The sequence below is a fragment of the Caballeronia sp. DA-9 genome (assembly GCF_051615025.1).
Classification (GTDB): domain Bacteria; phylum Pseudomonadota; class Gammaproteobacteria; order Burkholderiales; family Burkholderiaceae; genus Caballeronia; species Caballeronia sordidicola.
In genome coordinates this window covers 1,362,596-1,384,405 of sequence record NZ_CP195132.1, presented here as the reverse complement: position 1 = coordinate 1,384,405, position 21,810 = coordinate 1,362,596, and the positions used below count along the sequence as shown (strand labels likewise).

Here is a 21,810-nt window from a genome sequence, read left to right as displayed (position 1 = left end):
CTGCTGACGGGCGATGTTCACTCGACCAATGACTTATGGCGACTTATAGCCGGCCCATGAGCAGCAGCACGATCACGATGATCAGCACCACGCCCAGAATCCCGCTTGGGCCATAACCCCAACTGCGGCTGTGCGGCCACGACGGGAAAGCGCCAAGCAGCAACAGGATCAACACTACGAGCAAGATTGTTCCGATAGTCATTCCACTTCTCCTTAATTATTGACATCTGCTGAAGAGTGAATGGCGATGCCGCGTGTGGGGCGGCGTGAATATCGGCGAATGATGAATCTGTCGTGTCCTGCATCGCCGATACCCTCGCGATTGCCCTATGGCTTGAGCAAGTGCTGTGCCATAAGCGTGAGCGCTTGATGGGTATGGGCTGCGACTGCGACATGACTGGATCACAAACAAAAGCCTGTCGGCGATCGGGAAATTTTGCAAGCGCGGCGGCGGTTTGAGGCAACCGCCGCCGGAAGCATCGAGACGGGTTAAAAACGGTTGGTTAGAACAAGCCGCGGAAAACCCAGAAGAGGCCCGCCGCCAACGCGATGGAAACCGGCAACGTCAACACCCACGCAAGCGCGAGGCTGCGCACGGTCTTCCATTGCAGCCCGGAACCGTTCGCGGCCATCGTCCCCGCCACGCCCGACGACAACACGTGCGTGGTGCTGACCGGAAGGCCGTACACATCGGCGGCGCCGATGGTCACCATGGCGACCAGTTCCGCCGAAGCGCCTTGCCCATACGTCAGATGCGTCTTGCCGATGCGCTCGCCAACCGTCACCACAATGCGCTTCCAGCCGACCATCGTACCGAGTCCAAGCGCGACCGCCACGGCGACCTTGACCCACGTCGGGATGAACTTCGTGGAATGGTCGAGCTGGCCTTTGTAGTTCTTGAGCACGGCGGCGTCTTCGGGCGCGAAGGCAGGATCATGCTGCTTGTCCATCAGGCGCAGCGCTTCGGAACTCACATACATGTTGTTGCGCACGTTGTTCACGATGTTTTGCGGCACGCTTGCCATCGAGTCGGACGAACCGACTTGTCCGTCAATGGTATCGGTGAGCTGTTTCAACGCAATCACCGTGTTCGGCTCGACCTTCTTGGTTTGCACGTAGTGCTCGACTGCGGCGCGGGGATCGGCGATCGGCGCGGCTCCGTTCGCGTATTTGCCGAGCACTTCGGATGCGTGATGGCCGACCGACAGGAAGGTCTGCGTCTCGGCGGGCGTCACGGCCTTGTTCAGCGCGTAGGCGGTGGGCACGGTGCCGATCAGGATAAGCATGATGAGGCCCATGCCCTTCTGGCCGTCGTTGGAACCGTGCGCGAACGAGACGCCCGTGCAGGTGAGGATCAGCAGGCATCGAATCCAGAAGGGCGGCGGCGTGTTCTTCTTCGGCTCTTTATAGAGCGCGGGCACGCGCACGACGAGCTTCATCACGTAGAGCAGCAGGCCCGCCAGCAGAAAGCCGACCAGCGGCGAGAACAGCAGCGACTTCCCGACCGCCACGGCCTGGTTCCAGTCGACGCCCGATGTGCCCGATGTCCCGTGCAGCATCTGGTTCATCAGCCCGACACCGATCACCGACCCAATCAGCGTATGCGAACTCGACGACGGAATACCCAGCGCCCACGTTCCGAGGTTCCAGATGATCGCGGCGATCAGGAGCGCGAACACCATCGCGAAGCCTTGCGATGTCCCCACGCCCAAAATCAGTTCCACCGGCAGCAACTGCAGGATGCCGAACGCGACCGCGCCGCTCGAAACCAGCACGCCCAGAAAGTTCCACGCGCCCGACCAGACGACCGCGAGATTTGGCGCGAGCGAGTGGGTATAGATCACTGTGGCGACGGCATTGGCGGTATCGTGAAAACCATTTACGAATTCGAAACCCAGCGCGATCATTAACGCAATGCCAAGCAAAACGTAAGGCAGTATTGACGACTGGGGTACCGCTTCGAGGTCGTGCAGCAGATGCGTGACGCAATAGATGATGCCGCCGGCAATCACGATCAGGAACAGCGGCATGCTCAGCCGTCGTCCGAGCGTGCGCCCTTGTGTTTCGGTATCGGGAAGGGTCAAGTCAGGCATGTAACGTCCTTTGTGCTGGAAGGCTGCGCGTGTAGCGGAGAGGTTGGCGTGGCTTCGGTGCTATTCGGCGATGAAAGGCGTTGCTTCTTGTGTTCGGTTTTGTGGCATCTGGCAGTGACGCGGTTCATGTTTGCACGCGCTTTATTGCAGTTTGATGACGCTTGACAGCTTTGAAATTCATCTGATTTGAAAGCGCGGCTTGGGACTTGCTGCTTTATCGAGTCATCGCGATGAAGCAGGTCGCGCACAGCCGCACACATCGCGTTCATGGTGGAGAACTTATGTTGCAACTTGTCGAGTTGGTGATGATTTCTCATGACATTTCAAACTCCCCGCCCGATAAGGCACTTTCCGGACTGAGCCTGTTTTCAAGCGCCCGGCGCACGGACTTCATGTTGCGAACGCAAAAAGTTGAAGCCGATTTGCGGGGCTGGGAAGTGCATGAAGAAACGCGTGGAGAACACAGGGTCTTTACGGCATGTCATCGCGAATGGCCGTTCGTCCGGCGCATGGAGACCGCGGTCGGCGCACAAGACGATTCTCGCGATCTGCGCGCGTGGCTTGCATCCGAAGCAGCGCTTGCCGATGTGCAGCATTCACTTGGGCAGAGCGACGCCATGCTGAGCGAGGCGTCCGAGGCGGCGGTAACCGAATGGGAAGCACCGGGGCCGATCCGCGTGACCTTGACGAAGAAGGCCGACAGCCAGGCGACATTGACGCTCGCGGCCGCACCTGAAGTACGAGAAGCGCTGTTTGCGTTCGCGCATGAGATTGCGCGTGCGCTGCCGTTTGTGATCTTGCCGGATGCCGTCGATCCCGCCGCGCGCGAGCCCGTAAAGGCCGCCAGGCTGAAGCTGGCGCGGCATGCCACGCCCACTGACGCCTTTGCCGAGATCGGGAAGTCGGTGGCCGAACAATGGTTCGGCAACGACGCCGCTTCGCGCGGCGCATTTGAAGCTGAACACGTGCATCAGTTGCGCGTGGCGCAGCGCCGGCTCAAGACGGCGCTGAAGCTCTTCCCCGAATGGATAGATGAAACCTGGAACGCGCAGGTAGCGCCGGACCTGAAATGGTTTGGCGACCTGCTCGCCGATGCCCGCGACTGGGATGTCTTTGCAGACACGACGCTTGCTGCCTACGCCGCCGCCGATGACGCGCATCACAAAGACGCATGGTCTCGGCTGCAACGCGCCGCCGATGCAAAGCGCATGGCCGCCCGCCGGCGCTTGCAGGACGCAATGAACTCGCCGCGATACGCCGCACTCGCTTTATCGTTCGTGCAATGGTTCAGCGAGCTCGAAGCGCCGCCCGAGCACGCGGATCGCACGCTCGCGGATCATGTGCGAAAGCGCATCACGAAGCATTATCGGAAGATCGAGCGTGCGCCGGACCTGACCACCATCGACGCCCGCACGCGCCACAAAGTGCGCATCCATGCGAAGCGTTTGCGTTACGCGCTCGAATTCTTCCGTTCCATGGTGACGCGCCCCACGCGCAAAGGCGTTGGAAAGGCGCTGGGAGATCTGCAAAGCGTACTGGGCGAGGGCAACGATGCAGCCGTCGCTGCGCAACGTCTCGCGGCTTTGGAGGAAGCCGGCGACTACCAGAAGGGACTTGCGAAAGGTTTCGCGATCGCGGCCCAGCAGATGCGCGCGCTGGAAGGCGAACGCATCCTGCGCAAGATAAAACGGCCGCGTATCAAGTGACCTGAAGTGGACCTGAGTGAGCCCGGGTTAAATCGGGCGATCCAATATAATCGCCGCACTTTGACAACGGGCGTTGACGCGACCATGACCCAGGACACGCACGAGACGCCGCATGACCCTATCGAGGTCGGCGGCGCGGTATGGTTTCGCAGCGGCAACGAGACACTCGGCGGCGCCGCGCGCATTGCGCTGCTTGCGGCCATTCAACAGACCGGCTCGATCACGGGCGCGGCCAAAGCGGTTGGCATGAGCTACAAGGCGGCGTGGGACGCCATCGACGCCATGAACAACCTCGCCGGCGCCGCACTCGTCGTGCGCGCGACGGGCGGCCGAGGCGGCGGCGGGACGACGCTCACGCCAAAGGCGCTGAAACTGATCGATACCTATCGCGCTATCGAGCGTGAACATCGCGTGTTTCTCGAACGTGCGGGCGCGGCGATAGAAGGCTTTGCAGAGGACTGGCAACTCATTGGACGGATCGGCATGAAAACGAGCGCACGCAACCAGTTGTTCGGCACGGTCAGGCAGATCAAGCGCGGCGCGGTCAACGACGAAATCGAGCTCGCGCTCTCAGGCGGCCAGTTGATTGTTGCCGTTGTCACGCACGAAAGCACCGAGTCGCTAGGGCTGAAAGAGGGGAGCGAGGCGTTTGCGCTGGTGAAGGCATCGTGGGTGATCCTGATGACCGACGACTTGAACACGCCCACGGCCCGCATTTCAGCGCGCAATCAGTTGAAGGGCACGGTATCGAAGGTGACGCTCGGCGCGGTGAACGCGGAAGTTTCGCTCGCGCTCGATGACTCGACCACGATCACGGCTATCATCACCAACGAAAGCGTCGAGACGCTCGGACTCGAGGAAGGCCGGAGCGCCATTGCCGCGTTCAAGGCGTCGAGCGTGATTCTCGGCGTGACGGATTGACGTCATTGTTGTTCGCCGCGTTTTCGTCGTGAGTCTTCACGACGCCCTCGCGCAGACTCACGACCTGGTCGCCGAACATGGCGACATCGTCGGGATCGTGCGTGATGAGGACCATCGGGATATCGAGACGGCTTTGCAGATCCGCCAGTTCCTGGCGCATGCGCTGGCGCAAGGCCATGTCGAGTGCGGAGAACGGCTCGTCGAGCAGCAGCAATTGCGGATGAGGAATCAACGCCCGCGCCAGCGCCACACGCTGTTTTTGTCCGCCCGATAACTGCCCCGGATACTGCCGTGCGACCTGGGTCAGATCGAACGCCTTGAGCCAGTAGTCAACACCGGCATGCGCGTGATGCTTCGACGGATTCAACCAGCCGCGCTTCAGGCCGAACGCAATGTTTTGCCGCACGTTCAGATGCGGAAACAGCGCGTAATCCTGAAACAGGTACGCAATGCGCCGCGCTTGCGGGCTCAGGTCGATCTTCTTGCTTGTATCGAGCAGCGTGGTGCCATTCAGCACGATCTCGCCTTCGTCCGGATGAATCAATCCCGCGATGGCCTGCAACGTCAGACTTTTTCCCGCGCCCGACGGCCCGAACAGCACAATGCGCTGACTGGTCGAAGTGAATGCGACATCGAGCAGGAAGTCGCGCTCGGGCGTGATGAAATGCTTGCGCAGGCGGATGGAAAGGGCGGTCATGAGTTATGCCAGATCAACGCGCCGACGCCATCGAGCGCTGCGGCAACAATCGTCCGGCCGCGAGCAGGATGACCACACACGTCACCGATGTCACGATCACCAGGATGTTCGCCGTGCTGTCGTCGCCAGCCTGCACGGCGGCATAGACCGCAACCGAAAGGGTCTGCGTCCTGCCCGGCAGATTTCCTGCGATCATCAGCGTGGCGCCAAACTCGCCGAGCGCCCGGGCGAACGCGAGCAGCGCGCCAGCCAGAATGCCGCGCGCGGCAAGCGGCAATGTGACGCGAAAGAACACGGCGGTTTCATCGATACCGAGCGTTCGCGCTGCGCGCTCGAATTGTGGATCGACGGTCTCGAACGCCGTGCGCGCCGACTTCAGCACGAGCGGAAACGCAACCACCGCGGACGCGATCACAGCGCCTTGCCAGGTGAAGACCAACTGGATATCGAATTTATCGAGCCACGCGCCAATCACGCCGCGCCGCCCAAGCAGCACGAGCAGGTAATAACCCAGCACGGTAGGCGGCATGACAAGCGGCAGCGTCAGCAACGAATCGACCAGTTCACGCGCTGACGAACGCCAGCGCGACAGGCCGAACGCCACCGCCACGCCGAGCACCACGTCGATCGCCGTGGCCCATCCGGCCACTTTCAGCGACAGCAGCAGCGGTATCCACGCGTGATCCATGCGGCTTTACTTCGCCGGCGGCCTGAAGCCGAATTGCGCGAGCGTCTTCTGGCCTTCCGGCGACAGCACATATGCAATGAACTGCTGGGCGTCGGCGGCGTGCTTGCTTTGCGCAACCTGGGCGATCGGATACGTGATCGATGTTTGCGTGGGCACGGTCAGCGCAACTTTCACGCGATCCGGCATCACGGCGGCGTCCGTGCTGAACACGAAGCCCGCGTCCACTTCGCCGCGTGCCACATAGTCCAGGCTTTGGCGCACGTTCGACGCAAGGACGCCCTTGGCGCTGACCGCGTCCCAGACACCCGCTTCCTTGAGCGCACCTTCCGTGTAACGGCCAACCGGCACGGACGCCGGATCGCCGTAAGCCACGCGCTTCACGCTGGATTCGGTCAGGTCTTTCACGCTGGCTGGTGCGAACGCGCTGTCCTTCGGCACGATCAACACGAGCGAATTCGCGGCAAAGTCACGGCGCGATTCGGTGACGATCACCTTTTCCTGGACGGCTTTGTCCATTGCTTTCTGATCGGCGGAGGCGAAGACATCGGCGGGCGCGCCTTTCACGATCTGCTGCATCAGCACGTCGGACGCACCGAAGTTCATCAGGACCTTGGTGCCTGGATGTTGCTTCTCGTAGGAATCGCCGATGGCCTTGAATGCGTTCGTCAGGCTCGCGGCCGCGGAGACGACGATTTCATCGGCGTGGGCCGCGCTCTGCAACGTGAAGGTGGAAACGGCTAAAACAGCAGCAATCAGCGAATGTTTGAGTTTGAACACGATGGCCAGGTCGAAATGAATGGAAAGCGCATCGTAATATATTCGTGGCTATAACGGGAGGCTCTTACACGCTGACATGCGTTCGTACGTATTTATTTGCTATCTCAGGATTGCCTCGGGCTGCCGAACCGGACATCGATATGCCGTGCCGGCGTTGCCACTGGCTTGTCGTATTGGCCTGCTTTCCAGCGCGCCCGGATAAACGGCTGCTCACGGCCGGACAAGTGCAGCGCAATGTCGGTAATCCAGCGTTGTGTAGGAACGGGAATCCCGTGCAGCACGACCGTGACGACGGCGAGGCTGATGACGACCGGTGCGGGCGACAACTTGCCCGCTTCCGCGCGCCACGCATACGCAACGAACAAGAGAGCCGCCGCCGCGCCGAGTCCACAGCCGGTGACCACTTCGGACACCGAATGTGCGTTCAGCAAAATGCGCGATACGCCCACTACGATTCCCACCAGCACGCCGAGCAGGACGCCGAGCCCGCGGACCCATTGCCGGCCAGGCAGGCACGCGACGAACAACGCAACCGGCAACACCGCCGACGAAATCATGGCGTGGCCGCTGATTCCCGTGAAGTCTAGTTCGCGCACGCCGATACCCCAGCCCATGAACGCGAGTTTGGTGACAAACACGAGCCCGCTTGCGCCGCCGAGCAGCACGACCCAGCACACGGCGTAGCGCCATGGATAACCGAGCGCGAGCCAGGCGGCCACCGCAAGCGCGAGCGGGATCATGACGCCGACACTGCCAATCGATGTAATGGTGAGCCAGAGGGATAGTGGCAAGTCAGGCATGAAGATTGTTCTGCATAGCGGGAAAAAGCAGACATTATAGCTGGCGAGCCAAGCCCCAAAGTTATTTGGATGTATGACCCAAAACTAGCGGATGAGAGATAACGTCGCCTAATTTGTTCACTTTCGACGTCTTTGTATCCGCAATGTGCGACAAGTGAAATTCTGTGTCGCGCGCACAGCGCTCGAATAAATGCTATTGTGCACTGCACAACATCCGTTATTCCCGCAGTGGTTTAGCGGCCTGATTTCCAGTGTGCGAGACCTAATTCGATGCCTAAAAGTCTGACAAAATTATGGCTGCGAGGCTTGAAACGCCTGGTCGTCACCCAACTCACGCCGCCCAGATCCCCCAAGCCGCGTACTGCGGCCCGATCTGTCGGCGCCAAGACGGCAAAGCCTGCGGCAGCCAGTCCAAGGCCGGCGGTCAAGCCACGTACGCCCGTCAAAGCGCGTGCTGTGCGCGAATCACGGGTGCGTCCCCGCGCATCCGCATGGGCGGCAGGGAAATGGACGCGTTCGTTTCACTCGGCACCGCCAGCGGCCGGCCGGTTCGTGAATCATCTGGCCTATGCGTTGTATTTGCCGACCAACGCCACGATTGCCCGCATGCCATTACTGGTGATGATGCATGGCTGCCAGCAATCCGCTGAGGATTTCGCGCAGGGAACACGGATCAACTTGCTCGCGGACCGGTATGGATTCGCGGTCTTGTATCCCGAACAGTCGAAGACCGCTCACGTTCACCGTTGCTGGCACTGGTATGAGGAATCCGCCGGATCGGGTGGTGGGGAGGCGGCGTCGGTGGTTTCACTGGTAAGAGAGATCACCACGCAGTACGACCTGGACCCCGAGCGCGTGTACCTCGCCGGGATGTCGGCGGGCGCGGGCCTCGCCGCCATGCTTGCGGTCAAATATCCATCCGTTTTCGCGGCCGTGGGCTTGCATTCGGGCGTTGTTTTCGGCGACGCCAATTCCGGCATCGACGCAATGGACATCATGCGGCGAGGCTCGCGTAAAGATCCGGTGGCGTTGATCGACGCGTCAGTCGATGTTGCACGCTACCCGGGCATGCCGGTCGTGATCGTGCATGGCGAGCTGGATTCGGTGGTGTCGAAGGTCAATGCCGAGCAACTGACTACGGAATTCCTGCGCCTGAACCGTTTTATCGATGCCAACGGCACGTGGCGAAATGGCGAACGCCGGGAAGAGACGCAACCGGACGGCGTAATGACGGATTACGTGAAAAACGGGCGGCGCGTGGTGCGCAGTTGCATTGTGCGCGGTCTCGGCCACGCCTGGAGCGGTGGTGACGATACCGTGCCATTCCATTCGGCCAAAGGTCCGGACGCCTCAGCCATGCTCTGGGAGTTTTTCAAGCATCAGCGCCGCGTCCAGGCCGCAGTTCAAGACGAGACGCTCGCATAGAGCCAGTGTTGTAAAAAAGTCTTTTGCGTCAAAAGGCCTTTTTGAACGGTAGCGTGTGACTAGGGATTACCCTATACTTCGTAAAAGCACTAGGTAATTACCCTATATCACCCAAGCGAGGTTCACCATGTATCTGCTCAGCCGCGTCTTCCTGTTCCTGACGAAATCCGCCGACCAGCGTGACAAGGAGCGTAACGACGCTTATCTGGCCGAAGCCACTGACATTTACGACCTCGAGTACCGCATGAAGAAGCTGGATCGTCGCGCATCGGCACGTCATCCTTCGTGGCTCGCGCAGTAATTCAACCGTCGTAATGAAGTACAAGCAGGATTCGATACGTCAAAATCGGCGGTATCGAAGCAAAAAAATGCCGGCTCCAATGGCCGGCATTTTTGCATTTTGCGTTCCGGCGTCCGAGGGCTTTCGCCCTCGTTGACGTAAATCAGACCAGCTTGACGCGCACGTCCACGTTGCCGCGCGTTGCGTTCGAGTACGGGCAAACCTGGTGAGCCGTATCGACCAGTGTTTGCGCTTCGGCCGCGTCCAGGCCCGGCAGCGAAACACGCAATTCAATGTCCAGCGCAAAGCCGCCCTGGTCGTTCGGGCCTACGCCAACATTGGCGGAAACGGTGGTGTCGGCCGGGATGGTTTTCTTTTGCTGGCCGGCCACAAACTTCATCGCGCTCAAAAAGCAAGCTGAATAACCGGCCGCGAAAAGCTGTTCCGGGTTCGTGCCAGCAGCACCCGCGCCGCCCAGTTCCTTCGGCGCACTCAATTTCACATCCAGGTTCTTGTCCGACGATACCGCCCGGCCGTCGCGGCCACCCGTGCTCGTTGCGTGTGCGGTGTAAAGAATGCTCATGATCCTTCTCCTGTTCAATGGTTGCCCGCCTGACGGCGGAAGGGTGTTTGGAAGTGCAGTGACCACGGAGATAAATATATCGCGCTAATCATTAGCGTGCAAACTAAATTAGCATCCACGACGATTGTTAATTTCTATCGATTCCATCAAGCTTCGTTATATTCCATCAGTGACGCACGCAAACGCATGAGTTCGTCGCGCAGTTTGACCAGGCGCTCGCCGTCGGACCCCGCCGCGCAATAGATCTCGCCAGGAATGCCGCGGATGGCTTTTTTTAGCGTGCGACCGGTGTCCGTGAGATGAATATGCACTTGCCGTTCGTCTTCCGTGCCGCGCACGCGCTTTACAAACCCTTGCGCCTCGAGCCGCTTGAGCAACGGCGTCATGGTGGCCGAATCCAGGCTCAAACGCTCGGCCATCTGCTTGACGGTCAGCGCATCGCTTTCCCACAACACGAGCATCGTCAAGTATTGCGGATAGGTCAGACCGACCTTGTCCAGAAGCGGTTTGTACGTTTTTGTCATCGCAAGCGATGTGGAATAGAGCGCGAAGCAAAGCTGAGCGTCGAGTTCAAGCGGAATCTGCAGGGAAGAAGTCATGGCTGTCAGGGCGCTACGCAAATAACAATACCTAACGATACTGCACGCGAATCATTAGTGCACGAAGCAAATGAAAAAGCGCCGGCGACTTTGAAGGTCATCAGCGCTTCGGTGTGTCTTTTGTCGAAAAATTGTCAGGCCGCAGGTCCTGACAAATCGGGAATATCGTCGGCGGGATTCTCGGATTGCAAGCCGAAACAGCCGCGATATGTCGCGTAAAACGAGCAGTACAACGCGGTTGTAACGAGAATGGACGCCGGCATCAGTACGGCGAGCGCCATCTCCTGACCGACGCCGAGCACTTGCATCAGCGCGCTGAGTCCAAACGACACGGCCAACGCCACTCCAATCCACAACGCGCCATACAGCACAAACGCACCGCGATTGCGCCAGCAGCCGACAAAGCTGAAAAACAGCGCTTTCGCAGGCGGCACGTCGTGCCACGCAACGAGAACCGGTGCGAACCAGAACAGCATGGCAACGGGGATATAACAGGCCATTGCGACGAGCACCGCCAGCGGATTGAAACTCGCGGCAACGGTTTCCGGATCGCCCGCCGGTCCGTTGCCGATCATCAGGTTGAGCAGAATGCCGCCGTCGACCAGCGCCGACAGCGCAAACACAATACCCATCGCGAGCACGTACACCACGCCCAGCACCAGTAGACGCCGGGCGACAATCTGCCCATACGAGCGGAAACCATCGACGAGCACAGTCGGCCATACGGGCTGCTTGGCGATGGTATTGCGGCAAGCGGCCATGAATCCCACCGCGACGCCTGGAATCAGCAGCAGCGGCAGCACGGGACCGATCACGGGCAGCCGCGAAATCAGCGTCATGGCGAACAGATACGCGAAGAACACCGTGAGAAACGCGAGCGGATTCCGGCGAAACAGCCAGATACCCTGGCGGAACCACACATAACCGGTTTTTGCGGGGACTTCGATCAAATGCATTGATTAATTACCGTCAGCGGGAGGGGGCGCAGATTGGATGCGCTCACGCAGAATGCGTTCGAAATGGCCAGGATCGTGCGGTTTCAGCATTTCGGCTTCTCGTGGCCGGTAAAAGTCATAAAGACGCGATACCCAGAAGCGCAAAGCGCCCGCGCGCAGCATGTCGTTCCAGTGATGTTCTTCGGCAGGCGTGAACGGCCGAACGGTCTGATACGCGCGCAGGAGCGCGTCCGTGCGCGCGGCGTCGAGCGCGCCAGTTGCAAGGTCGACGCACCAGTCGTTCACGCAGACGGCCACATCGAAAAGCCATTTGTCGTTGCCGGCGAAATAAAAGTCGAAAAACCCGCCAAGACGCGTTTCATCCGCCGTGGGATGCGCGAACAGCACGTTGTCGCGGAACAAGTCGCAGTGGCACGGACCTTCGGGCATTGCCCTGTATTCAGCCGATGCAAAAAACGCCGCTTGATGCGCGAGTTCATCGGTTATAAGCGCGCGCTGGCCGCCGCTCAGATGCGGTAGCACGGCCGGCACGTTTTCCTGCCACCACGCGAGACTGCGCAAATTCGGCTGGTACGACGCGAAATCGCGGCCCGCCAGGTGAAGCCGCGCCAGCATATGTCCCACTTCAATGCAGTGCGCCGGCGCGGGAGACAATTCCGGCGCGCCGTCGAGCTTTGTCACAATCGCCGCCGGCTTGCCGTTGAGCATGCCGAACAGCGCGCCATCGCGACGGGGCATGGGATCCGGAACCGGCACCGCATGCGACGCCAGATGGCGCATCAGATCGAGATAAAACGGCAGTTGCGTGGCCGTGAGGTTCTCGAAGATGGTCAGGACAAACGCGCCGCGCGTGGTCGTCAGAAAGAAATTGCTGTTCTCGATACCGGATGCAATGCCACGGAAATCGGTCACTTCGCCGAGTTCGTAGTTCTGGAGCCAGTCGGTTAGCTGGGAATCGGAGACAGCGGTGAATACGGCCATGCGGGAGAACGTCGGTGAGGTTGGAAGGCGGGCGGGTCAGTGCGGAATGCCGTTATACGTTGGCGGCACATCGGCGAACGCCGGGTATGGTTATTGTGGTAACTAACCCATGCAAACCCGGCGCGGCGTTAAAACTCAGTAGCGCAAATTCCACGACGGCAGGCGCGTGCTCGGCTTACCGTTGTCACGCACGGTCGGCGACGTGTCGGCGGGCGCGCTCATCTGGTAGCGCGTGCCGAAATTCGAGCGCACGTTGATTTCAACGGGCTTGCCCTTGTCGCGATATTCGGTGATTTCGGTGCCGTTCGTGCTCGTCTCGTGATAGCTCGGCAAGCGCGGCGGCGAGATTTCCACTTTCGAGCTGACTTCCGCCGCCGGGCGATTGATCGCCTTCAGGTCGGGCAAGCCGGCGTTTTCCTCGGGAGACATGACGTGCGCCGGAGTGGCATCCGTCGCGGCTGCCGATTGAGCGGGAAGGCTCTGCGCGTTTGCGCCGATGCTGGCTGCGGCCAGGAAAGCCGCCATGGCGACAGATTGAAGCGACTTCATGATGTTTCTCCAGATGAGTCCCCGAATTTTAGCAAAACGCACCCGCTTGAGGGACGCTTATAGCCTTTTGAACCGTCTCCACGACCTCATTTTGCGCTGGTTTCAAATAAAGCACCGCGCGGCGGCTCATTGTGTTGAAGAAACGCATCGGTGGCAGGGGTGTTCATGGCCGCGTGGTTCTTCCGTGTTAATGTCGATTCATCACAAGAGCGCATGAAGAACATGACAAACGACCGGACTCAAGCCAGCCATTCCACCCCAGCCAACAACTTCCCCACGGAATCGTTCGACGACCCCGTGGCCGCGGTGGCGCGGGTATCGGCCATCTATGAAGCCAACACGGCATTCTTGCGCGACGCCTTCGCGCGCTACAGGAAGAACGAGCCGTTTTCGCATCGCGTGCGGGCGTGTTATCCGTTCGTGCGCGTGCGCACCGAACTGAATACGCAGATCGATTCACGCCGTTCGTACGGATTTGTCGCCGGGCCGGGTATCTTCGAAACCACGCTGACGCGCCCCGACATGTTCGGCGATTATTATCGTGAGCAACTGCGGCTACTCGCCAAGAACCATCATGTCGGCATTGAAGTGGGTGTGTCGGCGCAGCCCATTCCCATTCATTTTGCGTTTGCCGAAGGCATTCACCTGGAGGGCGATCTGGATCGCGACCGGCTGCTCGCCATGCGCAATATCTTCGACATGCCCGATCTCGCGCTGCTCGACGACCGCATTGTGAACGGCACGTATGAGCCGGGTCCGGGCGAGCCGCATCCGCTGGCGTTGTTCACGGCGGCGCGGGTGGATTTCTCGTTGCATCGGCTGAAGCATTACACCGCGACTTCGCCCACGCACGTGCAGAACTACGTGCTTTATACGAACTACCAGTTTTATATCGATGAATTCGTAAAGGTCGGGCGCAAGATCATGTCCAAGGCCGACGATGAAGAAACGCGGAAGTATCGAAGCGAATACACGTCGTTTGTCGAGCCCGGCGACGTGATCACGGGAAATGAAAACCTTGGCGATCTGCAGGAAGAACCGCAAGGCGTCGCGCCCGCGCGCTTGCCGCAAATGCCGGCGTATCACCTGAAACGCGCGGACGGCAGCGGTATCACGATGATCAATATTGGCGTGGGGCCATCGAACGCCAAGACGATCACGGACCATATAGCCGTGTTGCGCCCGCATGCGTGGATCATGCTTGGGCATTGCGCCGGATTACGGAATACGCAGCGTCTTGGCGATTACGTGCTCGCGCATGGTTACGTGCGCGAAGACCACGTGCTCGATGCCGACCTGCCGCTCTGGATTCCCATTCCCGCATTGGCGGAAGTTCAGGTGGCGCTGGAAAAAGCCGTCGCGCAGGTGACCAAGCTCGAAGGCGTGGACCTCAAGCATGTGATGCGCACCGGAACGGTCGCGAGCGTGGATAACCGCAACTGGGAACTGCGCGATCATCGCGAGCCGGTGCAGCGTTTATCGCAGAGCCGCGCCATTGCGCTCGATATGGAAAGCGCGACCATTGCGGCAAACGGGTTTCGTTTCCGGGTGCCTTACGGAACGCTGCTGTGTGTCTCCGATAAACCCCTGCACGGCGAACTGAAATTGCCCGGCATGGCGGATCAGTTTTATCGTGCGCAAGTGGACCAGCATTTGCAGATCGGCGTAATGGCGATGGAACTGCTGCGCATGAACGGGCTGTCGAAGCTGCATAGCCGGAAGTTGCGCGGCTTCGCCGAAGTCGCGTTTCAGTAAGCGCAAAAAGCGGCTCCGTTTATGGAGCCGCTTCTAACCCCTGCCGTGCACGCATCAAGCCATCAAAGATAGAACATCCGGTCTTCGTCGGACTTGCCTTCGGCCGGCTGTTCTTCCGCCGTCTCGCGGTCTTCATAGAATTGCAGCACCGCTTCGAGCACCTGATCCGGATTGTCGATGACCTGCATCAGGTCCAGGTCTTTCGCGCTGATCACGCCATTCGGTACGAGCGTATTGCGGAACCACGAAAGCAGGCCTTCCCAGAACTCGCCGCCTACCAGCACGATGGGAACATGCCGCGACTTCTTGGTCTGGATCAGCGTGAGCACTTCGGCCATTTCGTCAAGCGTGCCGAAACCGCCCGGCATGACGACCACGGCGTCCGAATTCTTCACGAACGTGACCTTGCGCGTGAAGAAATGGCGAAAGCGCAGCGAGATATCCTGCCACTGATTGCCCGACTGCTCGTGCGGCAACTCGATGTTCAATCCCACCGACGGCGACTTGCCCGCATGCGCGCCCTTGTTCGCGGCTTCCATGATGCCGGGGCCGCCGCCGGAGATCACGGCGAAGCCTGCGTCGGAGAATTTCTGCGCGATTTCAATGGTGAGCTGGTAGTACGGCGACTCGGGTTTCAGGCGCGCCGAACCATAGATGCTGATGGCAGGGCGGATCTCGGACAGGTACTCGGTCGCCTCGATAAACTCTGCCATAATCGTGAACATCTGCCACGATGCGCGGGCCTTCTTGGCCGTCGCGCGCTCTTGATCTGCGAGCGATCGCAGACTCGGAATCACTTTTCTTTTGTTCATAATGCCTGAAGAACCTAATCTTGAAGGTAAGACCCTGCTATTGGTCGATGGATCCAGCTATCTGTATCGGGCCTACCATGCCATGCCGGATCTGCGCGGGCCGCACGGCGGGCCAACGGGCGCGCTGTACGGGATGATCAACATGCTGCGGCGCCTGCGCAAGGACATCAATGCAGAGTATAGCGCGTGCATATTCGACGCCAAAGGCAAGACGTTTCGCGACGACTGGTACGCGGATTACAAGGCCAACCGGCCGTCCATGCCCGATGACCTTTCGAAGCAGATAGAACCCATCCACGAAACCGTGCGGGCGCTCGGCTGGCCGCTCGTGATGATCGAAGGCGTGGAGGCCGACGACGTCATCGGCACGCTTGCTGTGGCTGCCGAAAAGCGCGGCATGAAGGTTATCGTGTCGACAGGCGACAAGGATCTGGCGCAGCTCGTGACGGATCATGTCACCCTCATCAATACGATGTCCAACGAGACGCTCGATCGCGCCGGGGTGCTGAGTAAGTTCGGCGTGCCGCCGGAGCGGATCGTCGACTATCTCTCGCTCATCGGCGATACGGTCGATAACGTACCGGGCGTCGAGAAGTGCGGACCGAAGACGGCGCTGAAGTGGCTCACACAATACGAAACCCTTGATGGCATCGTGGCACATGCGAGCGAAATCAAAGGTGCGGTGGGAGACAATCTGCGCCAAGCTCTGGACTTCCTTCCCATGGCCAGAAAGCTCGTTACCGTACATACGGAATGCGACCTGAAGGCGCAGATCGCGTCCATTGAAGAAACACTGCCGTCGCGGCCTGAAGCGCGCGACGAACTGCGCGATCTGTTCACGCGCCACGGCTTCAAGACGTGGCTGCGCGAAGTCGAGATTGCCGACGCGGTGGAAGGTCCCACGGACACGCCGCCCGCGCCCGCCACGGAAATGGAGCGGCATTACGAAACCGTGCAGACGTGGGAACAGTTCGATGCATGGCTCGCACGCATCAATGCCGCCGAACTGACTTCCTTCGATACCGAAACGACCGCGCTCGACCCCATGCTCGCGCAGCTCGTGGGGTTGTCGGTGTCGGTCGAGCCGGGACGCGCGGCCTATATTCCGGTGGCGCATCGCGGTCCGGACGCGCCCGTGCAGTTGCCGCGCGACGAAGTCCTGCAGAAGCTTAAATCGTGGCTCGAGGATCCATCGAAGAAAAAGGTCGGCCAGCATCTGAAGTACGACGAGCAAGTGCTCGCGAACTACGGTATCGAGTTGAACGGCGTCGAGCACGACACGCTGTTGCAGTCGTATGTGCTGGAGTCGCACCGGCCGCACGACATGGACAATCTTGCGCTGCGGCATCTGGGCGCGAAGACCATCAAGTATGAAGAGGTCGCGGGCAAGGGCGCGTCCCAGATCGGCTTCGACGAAGTCGCGCTGGACCAGGCCGCGCCATACGCGGCCGAAGACGCGGACATCACATTGCGGCTGCATCAGGCGCTGTTTCCGCAACTCGCCGACGAGCCGCAATTGCTCCATGTGTATCGCGATATAGAAATGCCGACCTCGCGCGTATTGCGCAAGATGGAGCGCAATGGCGTACTGATCGACGGCGAGTTGCTGCGCGTGCAAAGCGGCCAGATCGCGACGCGTCTGATCCAGCTCGAAGCCGAGGCATACATGCTCGCGGGCGGCGAATTCAATCTTGGATCGCCGAAGCAGATTGGCCAGATCTTCTTCGAGAAGCTGCAATTGCCGGTGGTCAAGAAAACGCCGAGCGGCGCGCCTTCCACCGACGAAGAAGTCCTGCAGAAGCTCGCGGAAGATTATCCGTTGCCGAAGATCCTGCTCGAGCATCGCGGCTTGTCGAAGCTGAAGTCGACGTACACGGACAAGCTGCCGCGCATGGTCAACGCGCAGACTGGCCGGGTGCATACGAACTACGCACAAGCTGTCGCGGTGACGGGGCGGTTGTCATCGAATGAACCGAACTTGCAGAACATTCCGGTGCGGACCGCCGAAGGACGGCGCATTCGCGAGGCGTTCATTGCGCCGCCGGGAAGCAAGATCGTCTCAGCCGATTACTCGCAGATCGAGTTGCGGATCATGGCGCATATCTCCGGCGATCCTTCGCTCATGCGCTCGTTTGCCGAGGGCGAGGATGTGCACCGGGCAACGGCGTCCGAGATTTTTGGCGTGACGCCCATCGAGGTATCGAACGATCAGCGGCGCATCGCGAAGGTCATCAACTTCGGGCTGATCTATGGCATGAGCGCGTTCGGGCTGGCGTCGAATATAGGCATCTCGCGCGACGCGGCGAAGCTATATATCGACAGATATTTCCAGCGCTATCCGGGCGTGGCCAACTACATGGACGAAACGCGCACGAAGGCAAAGCGCGATGGCTTCGTGGAGACGGTGTTCGGGCGGCGCCTGTGGTTGCCCGAGATCAATGGCGGCAGCGGTCCGCGCCGGCAGGGCGCCGAGCGCGCGGCGATCAATGCGCCCATGCAGGGCACGGCTGCGGACCTGATCAAGCTGTCCATGATCGCGGTGCAGGACTGGCTGGAAGCATCGAAGATACAAACCAGGATGATCATGCAGGTCCACGACGAACTCGTGCTCGAGGTGCCCGAAGCCGAATTGCCGGAAGTGCGCCGACGCCTGCCGGAACTCATGTGTGGCGTCGCGAAGCTGAAGGTGCCGCTGGTCGCCGAAGTCGGCGTGGGCAACAACTGGGAAGAAGCGCATTGAGCGGGTTTCAATGATGTCACGGGAGAATTGAATGCATCGCTTCATAATCGTCGGCGGCGGGGCGGGCGGGTTGGAACTGGCTACGCGCCTTGGCGACAAGTTCGGCAGCGCCAATGGCAAGCGCGCGGCGCGTGCGCAGGTGACGCTCATCGACAGGAATTCCACGCATATCTGGAAGCCGCTGCTGCATGAAGTGGCGGCCGGCAGCCTGGACCCGTTCTCGCAGGAGTTGCCCTATGCGGCGCAAGCGCGCTGGCATGGCTTCGAGTTTCAGCAGGGCGACCTGCTGGGTATCGACCGGACCGCGAAGAAGGTCAGGCTCGGTGCGCTTCTCGACGACGAAGCCGGCGAATTGTTGCCGCAGCGCGATCTGGAATACGACACGCTGATCGTGGCTATTGGCAGTACAACCGCGTTCTTCGGCGTGCAGGGCGCGCAGGAAAATTCGCTCGCGCTGGATACGGTGGATCAAGCCGAACTGTTCCGCAAACGGTTGATCGCCGCGTGTATCCGCGCGGAATACCGGGCGCCTGATCCGCAAACCATCGGTCCAGCCGATGCCGCGACAAGGCAGCCTCGCGTTCAGGTCGCGATCGTCGGCGGCGGCGCGACGGGCGTGGAGTTATCGGCGGAATTGCGCAATACCGCGCAGGTGCTGCACGCTTACGGGCTGCATAAGCTCGATCCGAAACACGATATTGGCATCGTGCTGATTGAAGCAGGCCCGCGCATCCTGCCCGCGCTGCCCGAGCGTGTGTCCACGGCGACCGCCGAATTGCTGGCAAAACTGGGCGTCAGTCTCATGACCGGCGAAACCGTGGCGGAAGTGTCGCGCAGCGCGATCCGCACGGCGAGCGGCAAGACCATTGCGGCGGATCTGACCGTGTGGGCGGCTGGCATTCGCGCCCCAGCCATATTGTCCAATCTCGACGGACTCACGACCAACCGCCTCGGCCAACTTATTGTGCGCCGTACGCTGCAGACCGAAATCGACGACAACGTGTTCGCCCTCGGCGATTGCGCTGCATGCGCGTGGCCGGGCGGCGAGAAAGAAGGCCGGAACGTGCCGCCGCGCGCGCAAGCCGCGCATCAGCAAGCGAGTTTCCTGCTGAAGTCGCTGGAACGAAGGCTCGAAGACAAGCCGCTGCCCGACTATACGTATCGGGACTTCGGCTCGCTCGTATCGCTTGGGCATTTCAGCGCGGTCGGCAGTCTGATGGGCGGGTTGATCGGCGGGAACATGCTGATTGAAGGGCTTTTTGCGCGCTTCATGTACCAGTCGCTTTACCGGATGCACATTGCAGCACTGCACGGCTGGGCGCGCATGGCGCTCGATACCGTCGCGCACTGGCTGCGGCGCTCCACCGCGCCGCGGGTCAAGCTGCACTGAGGCTGCGCAAGCAGGCAGGGCAGAAGTGAGCAGGCGGCGTAAAGCTGTTTAGAATGGGCGGCACGCCTTGGAAGCGGTTTCGTTCAAGGCGTGGTCGTAGTCAAGATCCTTGCCGTGCCTCGCTGCCAGGCGCATCAGCCCGGCACAGGGGCTTACCCGTTCAGGATGGTCCGGTGCGCTTCTGGCCGCCGCCGGCCGTCCCTTCGCGGCCCCACGCCGCTGGAGTTCTGCATGCTTACGCCTGAAATCGACAGCCTCGTTCCGCATGTTCCGTTCAATCGCCGCACGTTCATCAAGGCGGCGGTCGGCAGCGGGTTTGCCGCCTGCGTCTTGCCGGTTTCCGCGCAAACCATCATCACCGACAGCGACGGTCTCGAAGCTGGGCCGGTAGGCTTCAAGGCCGCCGACGGCACGCTGGTGCCCGCATACCGCGCGCAGCCAAAAGGCAAGACGCACTTGCCGGTGATCATCGTGATTCATGAGATTTTTGGCGTGCACGAGCATATCGCCGATGTCTGCCGCCGCTTCGCGAAGCTCGGTTATCTCGCGGTCGCGCCTGACCTCTACGTGCGTGAGGGCGACGCATCGAAGTATCCGTCGATGCAACAGCTCAACGACCAGCTCGTCTCCAGGGTGCCCGATGCACAGGTGTTATCGGATATCGATTCAACGGTTGCGTGGGCAGGCGAGAACGGCGGCGATTTGAACCGGCTGGGAATTACGGGTTTCTGCTGGGGCGGGCGGATCACGTGGTTGTATGCCGAGCGCAATCCGCGCATCAAGGCAGCGGTGGCGTGGTATGGGCGCGTTGCTGGCGCGAAGACCGCGAACAATCCCGCGAATCCGCTGGACCTTGCCGCGAATCTGAAAGCGCCGGTTCTCGGTCTATACGGCAAGCTCGATCAAAGCATTCCGCAGGACACGCTGGCCCAGATGAAGCAGGCGATTGCGACCGGCCCGGAGGTGGCGCGCGGCTCGCAGTTCGTTGTCTACGATGACGCGCCGCATGCGTTTTTCGCGGATTACCGGCCGAGCTACCGGAAAGCGGATGCCGAGGATGGCTGGAAGCGCGCGCTTGCGTGGTTCAAAGAGCACGGGGTCAAGTGACTCGCGCACGCGCCTGATCCGTCTGGACCGGGTGCGTGCAATTGCCTATGCCGCCGCGCCCGTCGCCACTGGCCGCGATGCGTCCGAGCTCCATTCGCTCCATGATCCCGGATACAGCGCCGCGCCATGCAATCCGGCGACTTCCATCGCCAGTGCGTTGTGGCAGGCTGTCACGCCCGATCCGCATTGCAGCACCACGCGATCCGGCGGCGTTGCGCCGAGCAGCGCGCGAAACGTCTCGCGCAATTCGTGCGCGGTCTTGAAGCGGCCATCGGCGCCTAGGTTGTCCTTGAAAAAGCGATTCAGCGCGCCGGGAATATGACCACCGACGGCATCGAGCGTCTCGTTTTCCCCGCGATACCGGTCGGCCGCGCGGGCGTCGATCAGCACGCGCTCGTGCGTATTCAGATTGCGCAGGACGCCATCCACGTCGATGGTCACAGCGAGCGGCGCGCCTGCCTTGAACGTGCCCGTCGACGCCGCCGGCATTTCGGCATCGAGCGGCTGGCCGACCGCTTGCCATGCCTGCAGGCCGCCGTCGAGCAGCGCGACCGAGTCGTGTCCGAGCCATCGCAGCAGCCACCACAGGCGGGCGGCGTACATGCCACCCTGGGCGTCGTAGGCGACCACTTGCTGACCTTCGTTCAAGCCGATTTCCTTGAGCCTCGCGACGAGCGCCGCGCGCTCCGGCAGCGGGTGGCGACCATTTTTCCCCGTCTTCGCGCCGGACAGGTCGCGATCGAGATGCAGATAATGCGCGCCTGGAATATGCCCCGACGCGTACGCGGCCTCACCGGCATCGGGCGCGGCAAGGTCGAAGCGGCAATCGACAATGAACACGCTGCCAGGCGCGGCGGCAATGCGCTCGACAAGATTGGCCGCGGAAATAAGCGTGGTGTAGTGCGTGTGCGGCATGACGGCTCCCGAAGCAACGCGCGGCCACCGTTGCTC

Annotated in this window: 21 protein-coding genes; 8 read left to right on the top strand and 13 right to left on the bottom strand. The window is 60.8% G+C overall.

Annotated features, from left to right (window positions below):
* Positions 1–43 precede the first annotated feature (43 nt).
* Positions 44–202 carry a DUF3309 family protein gene (locus tag ACRWA7_RS12635; RefSeq protein ID WP_069638401.1) on the bottom strand — a complete coding sequence of 53 codons (159 nt, stop codon included), beginning with the start codon at positions 200–202 and terminating at the stop codon, positions 44–46.
* Positions 203–503: 301 nt separating this feature from the next.
* A complete protein-coding gene (locus ACRWA7_RS12630) occupies positions 504–2,093 on the bottom strand; it encodes an inorganic phosphate transporter (RefSeq protein WP_060818480.1) in 1,590 nt (529 codons plus the stop codon).
* 281 nt (positions 2,094–2,374) lie between these two features.
* On the opposite strand from ACRWA7_RS12630, the gene ACRWA7_RS12625 reads away from it, so the two are divergent.
* Together ACRWA7_RS12625 and ACRWA7_RS12620 are read left to right on the top strand one after the other, a co-directional pair.
* Positions 2,375–3,799, top strand: coding sequence for a CHAD domain-containing protein (locus tag ACRWA7_RS12625; RefSeq protein WP_438391322.1), 1,425 nt, complete (start codon positions 2,375–2,377; stop codon positions 3,797–3,799).
* Between the two features lie 84 nt (positions 3,800–3,883).
* Positions 3,884–4,720: a TOBE domain-containing protein gene (locus tag ACRWA7_RS12620; protein ID WP_438391321.1), complete on the top strand. Its 837-nt coding sequence runs from the start codon at positions 3,884–3,886 to the stop codon at positions 4,718–4,720.
* Here ACRWA7_RS12620 and ACRWA7_RS12615 read toward each other — a convergent pair.
* From ACRWA7_RS12615 to ACRWA7_RS12600, 4 genes are all read right to left on the bottom strand, one after another.
* Positions 4,683–5,417, bottom strand: coding sequence for an ATP-binding cassette domain-containing protein (locus ACRWA7_RS12615; RefSeq protein ID WP_438391320.1), 735 nt, complete (start codon positions 5,415–5,417; stop codon positions 4,683–4,685). The two genes, ACRWA7_RS12620 and ACRWA7_RS12615, sit on opposite strands and share 38 nt — an antisense overlap.
* A 13-nt stretch (positions 5,418–5,430) precedes the next feature.
* Positions 5,431–6,105: a molybdate ABC transporter permease subunit gene (gene modB, locus ACRWA7_RS12610; protein ID WP_438391318.1), complete on the bottom strand. Its 675-nt coding sequence runs from the start codon at positions 6,103–6,105 to the stop codon at positions 5,431–5,433.
* Positions 6,106–6,111: 6 nt separating this feature from the next.
* Positions 6,112–6,861, bottom strand: coding sequence for a molybdate ABC transporter substrate-binding protein (gene modA / locus ACRWA7_RS12605; RefSeq protein ID WP_438392777.1), 750 nt, complete (start codon positions 6,859–6,861; stop codon positions 6,112–6,114).
* A 125-nt stretch (positions 6,862–6,986) separates the two neighbouring features.
* On the bottom strand, positions 6,987–7,682 hold the full coding sequence (locus tag ACRWA7_RS12600; protein WP_438391317.1) for a phosphatase PAP2 family protein: 696 nt from the start codon (positions 7,680–7,682) through the stop codon (positions 6,987–6,989).
* Positions 7,683–7,952: 270 nt separating this feature from the next.
* On the opposite strand from ACRWA7_RS12600, the gene ACRWA7_RS12595 reads away from it, so the two are divergent.
* Complete coding sequence (locus ACRWA7_RS12595) at positions 7,953–9,107, top strand: extracellular catalytic domain type 1 short-chain-length polyhydroxyalkanoate depolymerase (RefSeq protein WP_438391316.1); 1,155 nt, start codon at positions 7,953–7,955, stop codon at positions 9,105–9,107.
* A gap of 127 nt (positions 9,108–9,234) precedes the next feature.
* Complete coding sequence (locus ACRWA7_RS12590; protein ID WP_438391315.1) at positions 9,235–9,408, top strand: DUF3563 family protein; 174 nt, start codon at positions 9,235–9,237, stop codon at positions 9,406–9,408.
* Between the two features lie 142 nt (positions 9,409–9,550).
* Here ACRWA7_RS12590 and ACRWA7_RS12585 read toward each other — a convergent pair whose 3' ends face one another.
* The 5 genes from ACRWA7_RS12585 to ACRWA7_RS12565 all read right to left on the bottom strand — a co-directional run bounded on the left by ACRWA7_RS12585 (position 9,551) and on the right by ACRWA7_RS12565 (position 13,055).
* A complete protein-coding gene (locus tag ACRWA7_RS12585) occupies positions 9,551–9,970 on the bottom strand; it encodes an organic hydroperoxide resistance protein (protein WP_438391314.1) in 420 nt (139 codons plus the stop codon).
* Positions 9,971–10,116: 146 nt separating this feature from the next.
* Entirely contained in the window at positions 10,117–10,569 is a 453-nt protein-coding gene (locus tag ACRWA7_RS12580) for a MarR family winged helix-turn-helix transcriptional regulator (RefSeq protein WP_438391313.1), read from the bottom strand.
* Between the two features lie 134 nt (positions 10,570–10,703).
* Positions 10,704–11,525 carry a BPSS1780 family membrane protein gene (locus tag ACRWA7_RS12575; protein ID WP_438391312.1) on the bottom strand — a complete coding sequence of 274 codons (822 nt, stop codon included), beginning with the start codon at positions 11,523–11,525 and terminating at the stop codon, positions 10,704–10,706.
* A gap of 3 nt (positions 11,526–11,528) precedes the next feature.
* On the bottom strand, positions 11,529–12,506 hold the full coding sequence (locus tag ACRWA7_RS12570; protein WP_438391311.1) for a homoserine kinase: 978 nt from the start codon (positions 12,504–12,506) through the stop codon (positions 11,529–11,531).
* Between the two features lie 135 nt (positions 12,507–12,641).
* Positions 12,642–13,055: a hypothetical protein gene (locus tag ACRWA7_RS12565; protein ID WP_060818491.1), complete on the bottom strand. Its 414-nt coding sequence runs from the start codon at positions 13,053–13,055 to the stop codon at positions 12,642–12,644.
* A 222-nt stretch (positions 13,056–13,277) separates the two neighbouring features.
* On the opposite strand from ACRWA7_RS12565, the gene ACRWA7_RS12560 reads away from it, so the two are divergent.
* The gene (locus ACRWA7_RS12560; protein WP_438392775.1) at positions 13,278–14,810 is read left to right on the top strand and encodes an AMP nucleosidase; all 1,533 of its coding nucleotides are present in this window, start codon (positions 13,278–13,280) and stop codon (positions 14,808–14,810) included.
* A gap of 62 nt (positions 14,811–14,872) precedes the next feature.
* Here the strand turns inward: ACRWA7_RS12560 and ACRWA7_RS12555 are convergent, their stop codons facing one another.
* Positions 14,873–15,622 (bottom strand): TIGR00730 family Rossman fold protein, encoded by a 750-nt coding sequence (locus ACRWA7_RS12555; RefSeq protein ID WP_060818492.1) that lies wholly within the window; start codon positions 15,620–15,622, stop codon positions 14,873–14,875.
* A gap of 1 nt (position 15,623) precedes the next feature.
* On the opposite strand from ACRWA7_RS12555, the gene polA reads away from it, so the two are divergent.
* The 3 genes from polA to ACRWA7_RS12540 all read left to right on the top strand — a co-directional run bounded on the left by polA (position 15,624) and on the right by ACRWA7_RS12540 (position 20,859).
* Positions 15,624–18,362, top strand: coding sequence for a DNA polymerase I (gene polA / locus ACRWA7_RS12550; protein ID WP_438391310.1), 2,739 nt, complete (start codon positions 15,624–15,626; stop codon positions 18,360–18,362).
* Positions 18,363–18,393: 31 nt separating this feature from the next.
* Positions 18,394–19,752, top strand: coding sequence for an NAD(P)/FAD-dependent oxidoreductase (locus tag ACRWA7_RS12545; protein ID WP_438391309.1), 1,359 nt, complete (start codon positions 18,394–18,396; stop codon positions 19,750–19,752).
* 231 nt (positions 19,753–19,983) lie between these two features.
* Complete coding sequence (locus ACRWA7_RS12540) at positions 19,984–20,859, top strand: dienelactone hydrolase family protein (RefSeq protein WP_438391308.1); 876 nt, start codon at positions 19,984–19,986, stop codon at positions 20,857–20,859.
* Positions 20,860–20,904: 45 nt separating this feature from the next.
* Here the strand turns inward: ACRWA7_RS12540 and ACRWA7_RS12535 are convergent, their stop codons facing one another.
* Positions 20,905–21,774, bottom strand: a complete 870-nt coding sequence (locus tag ACRWA7_RS12535; RefSeq protein ID WP_438391307.1) for a sulfurtransferase — start codon at positions 21,772–21,774, stop codon at positions 20,905–20,907.
* Positions 21,775–21,810 lie beyond the last annotated feature (36 nt).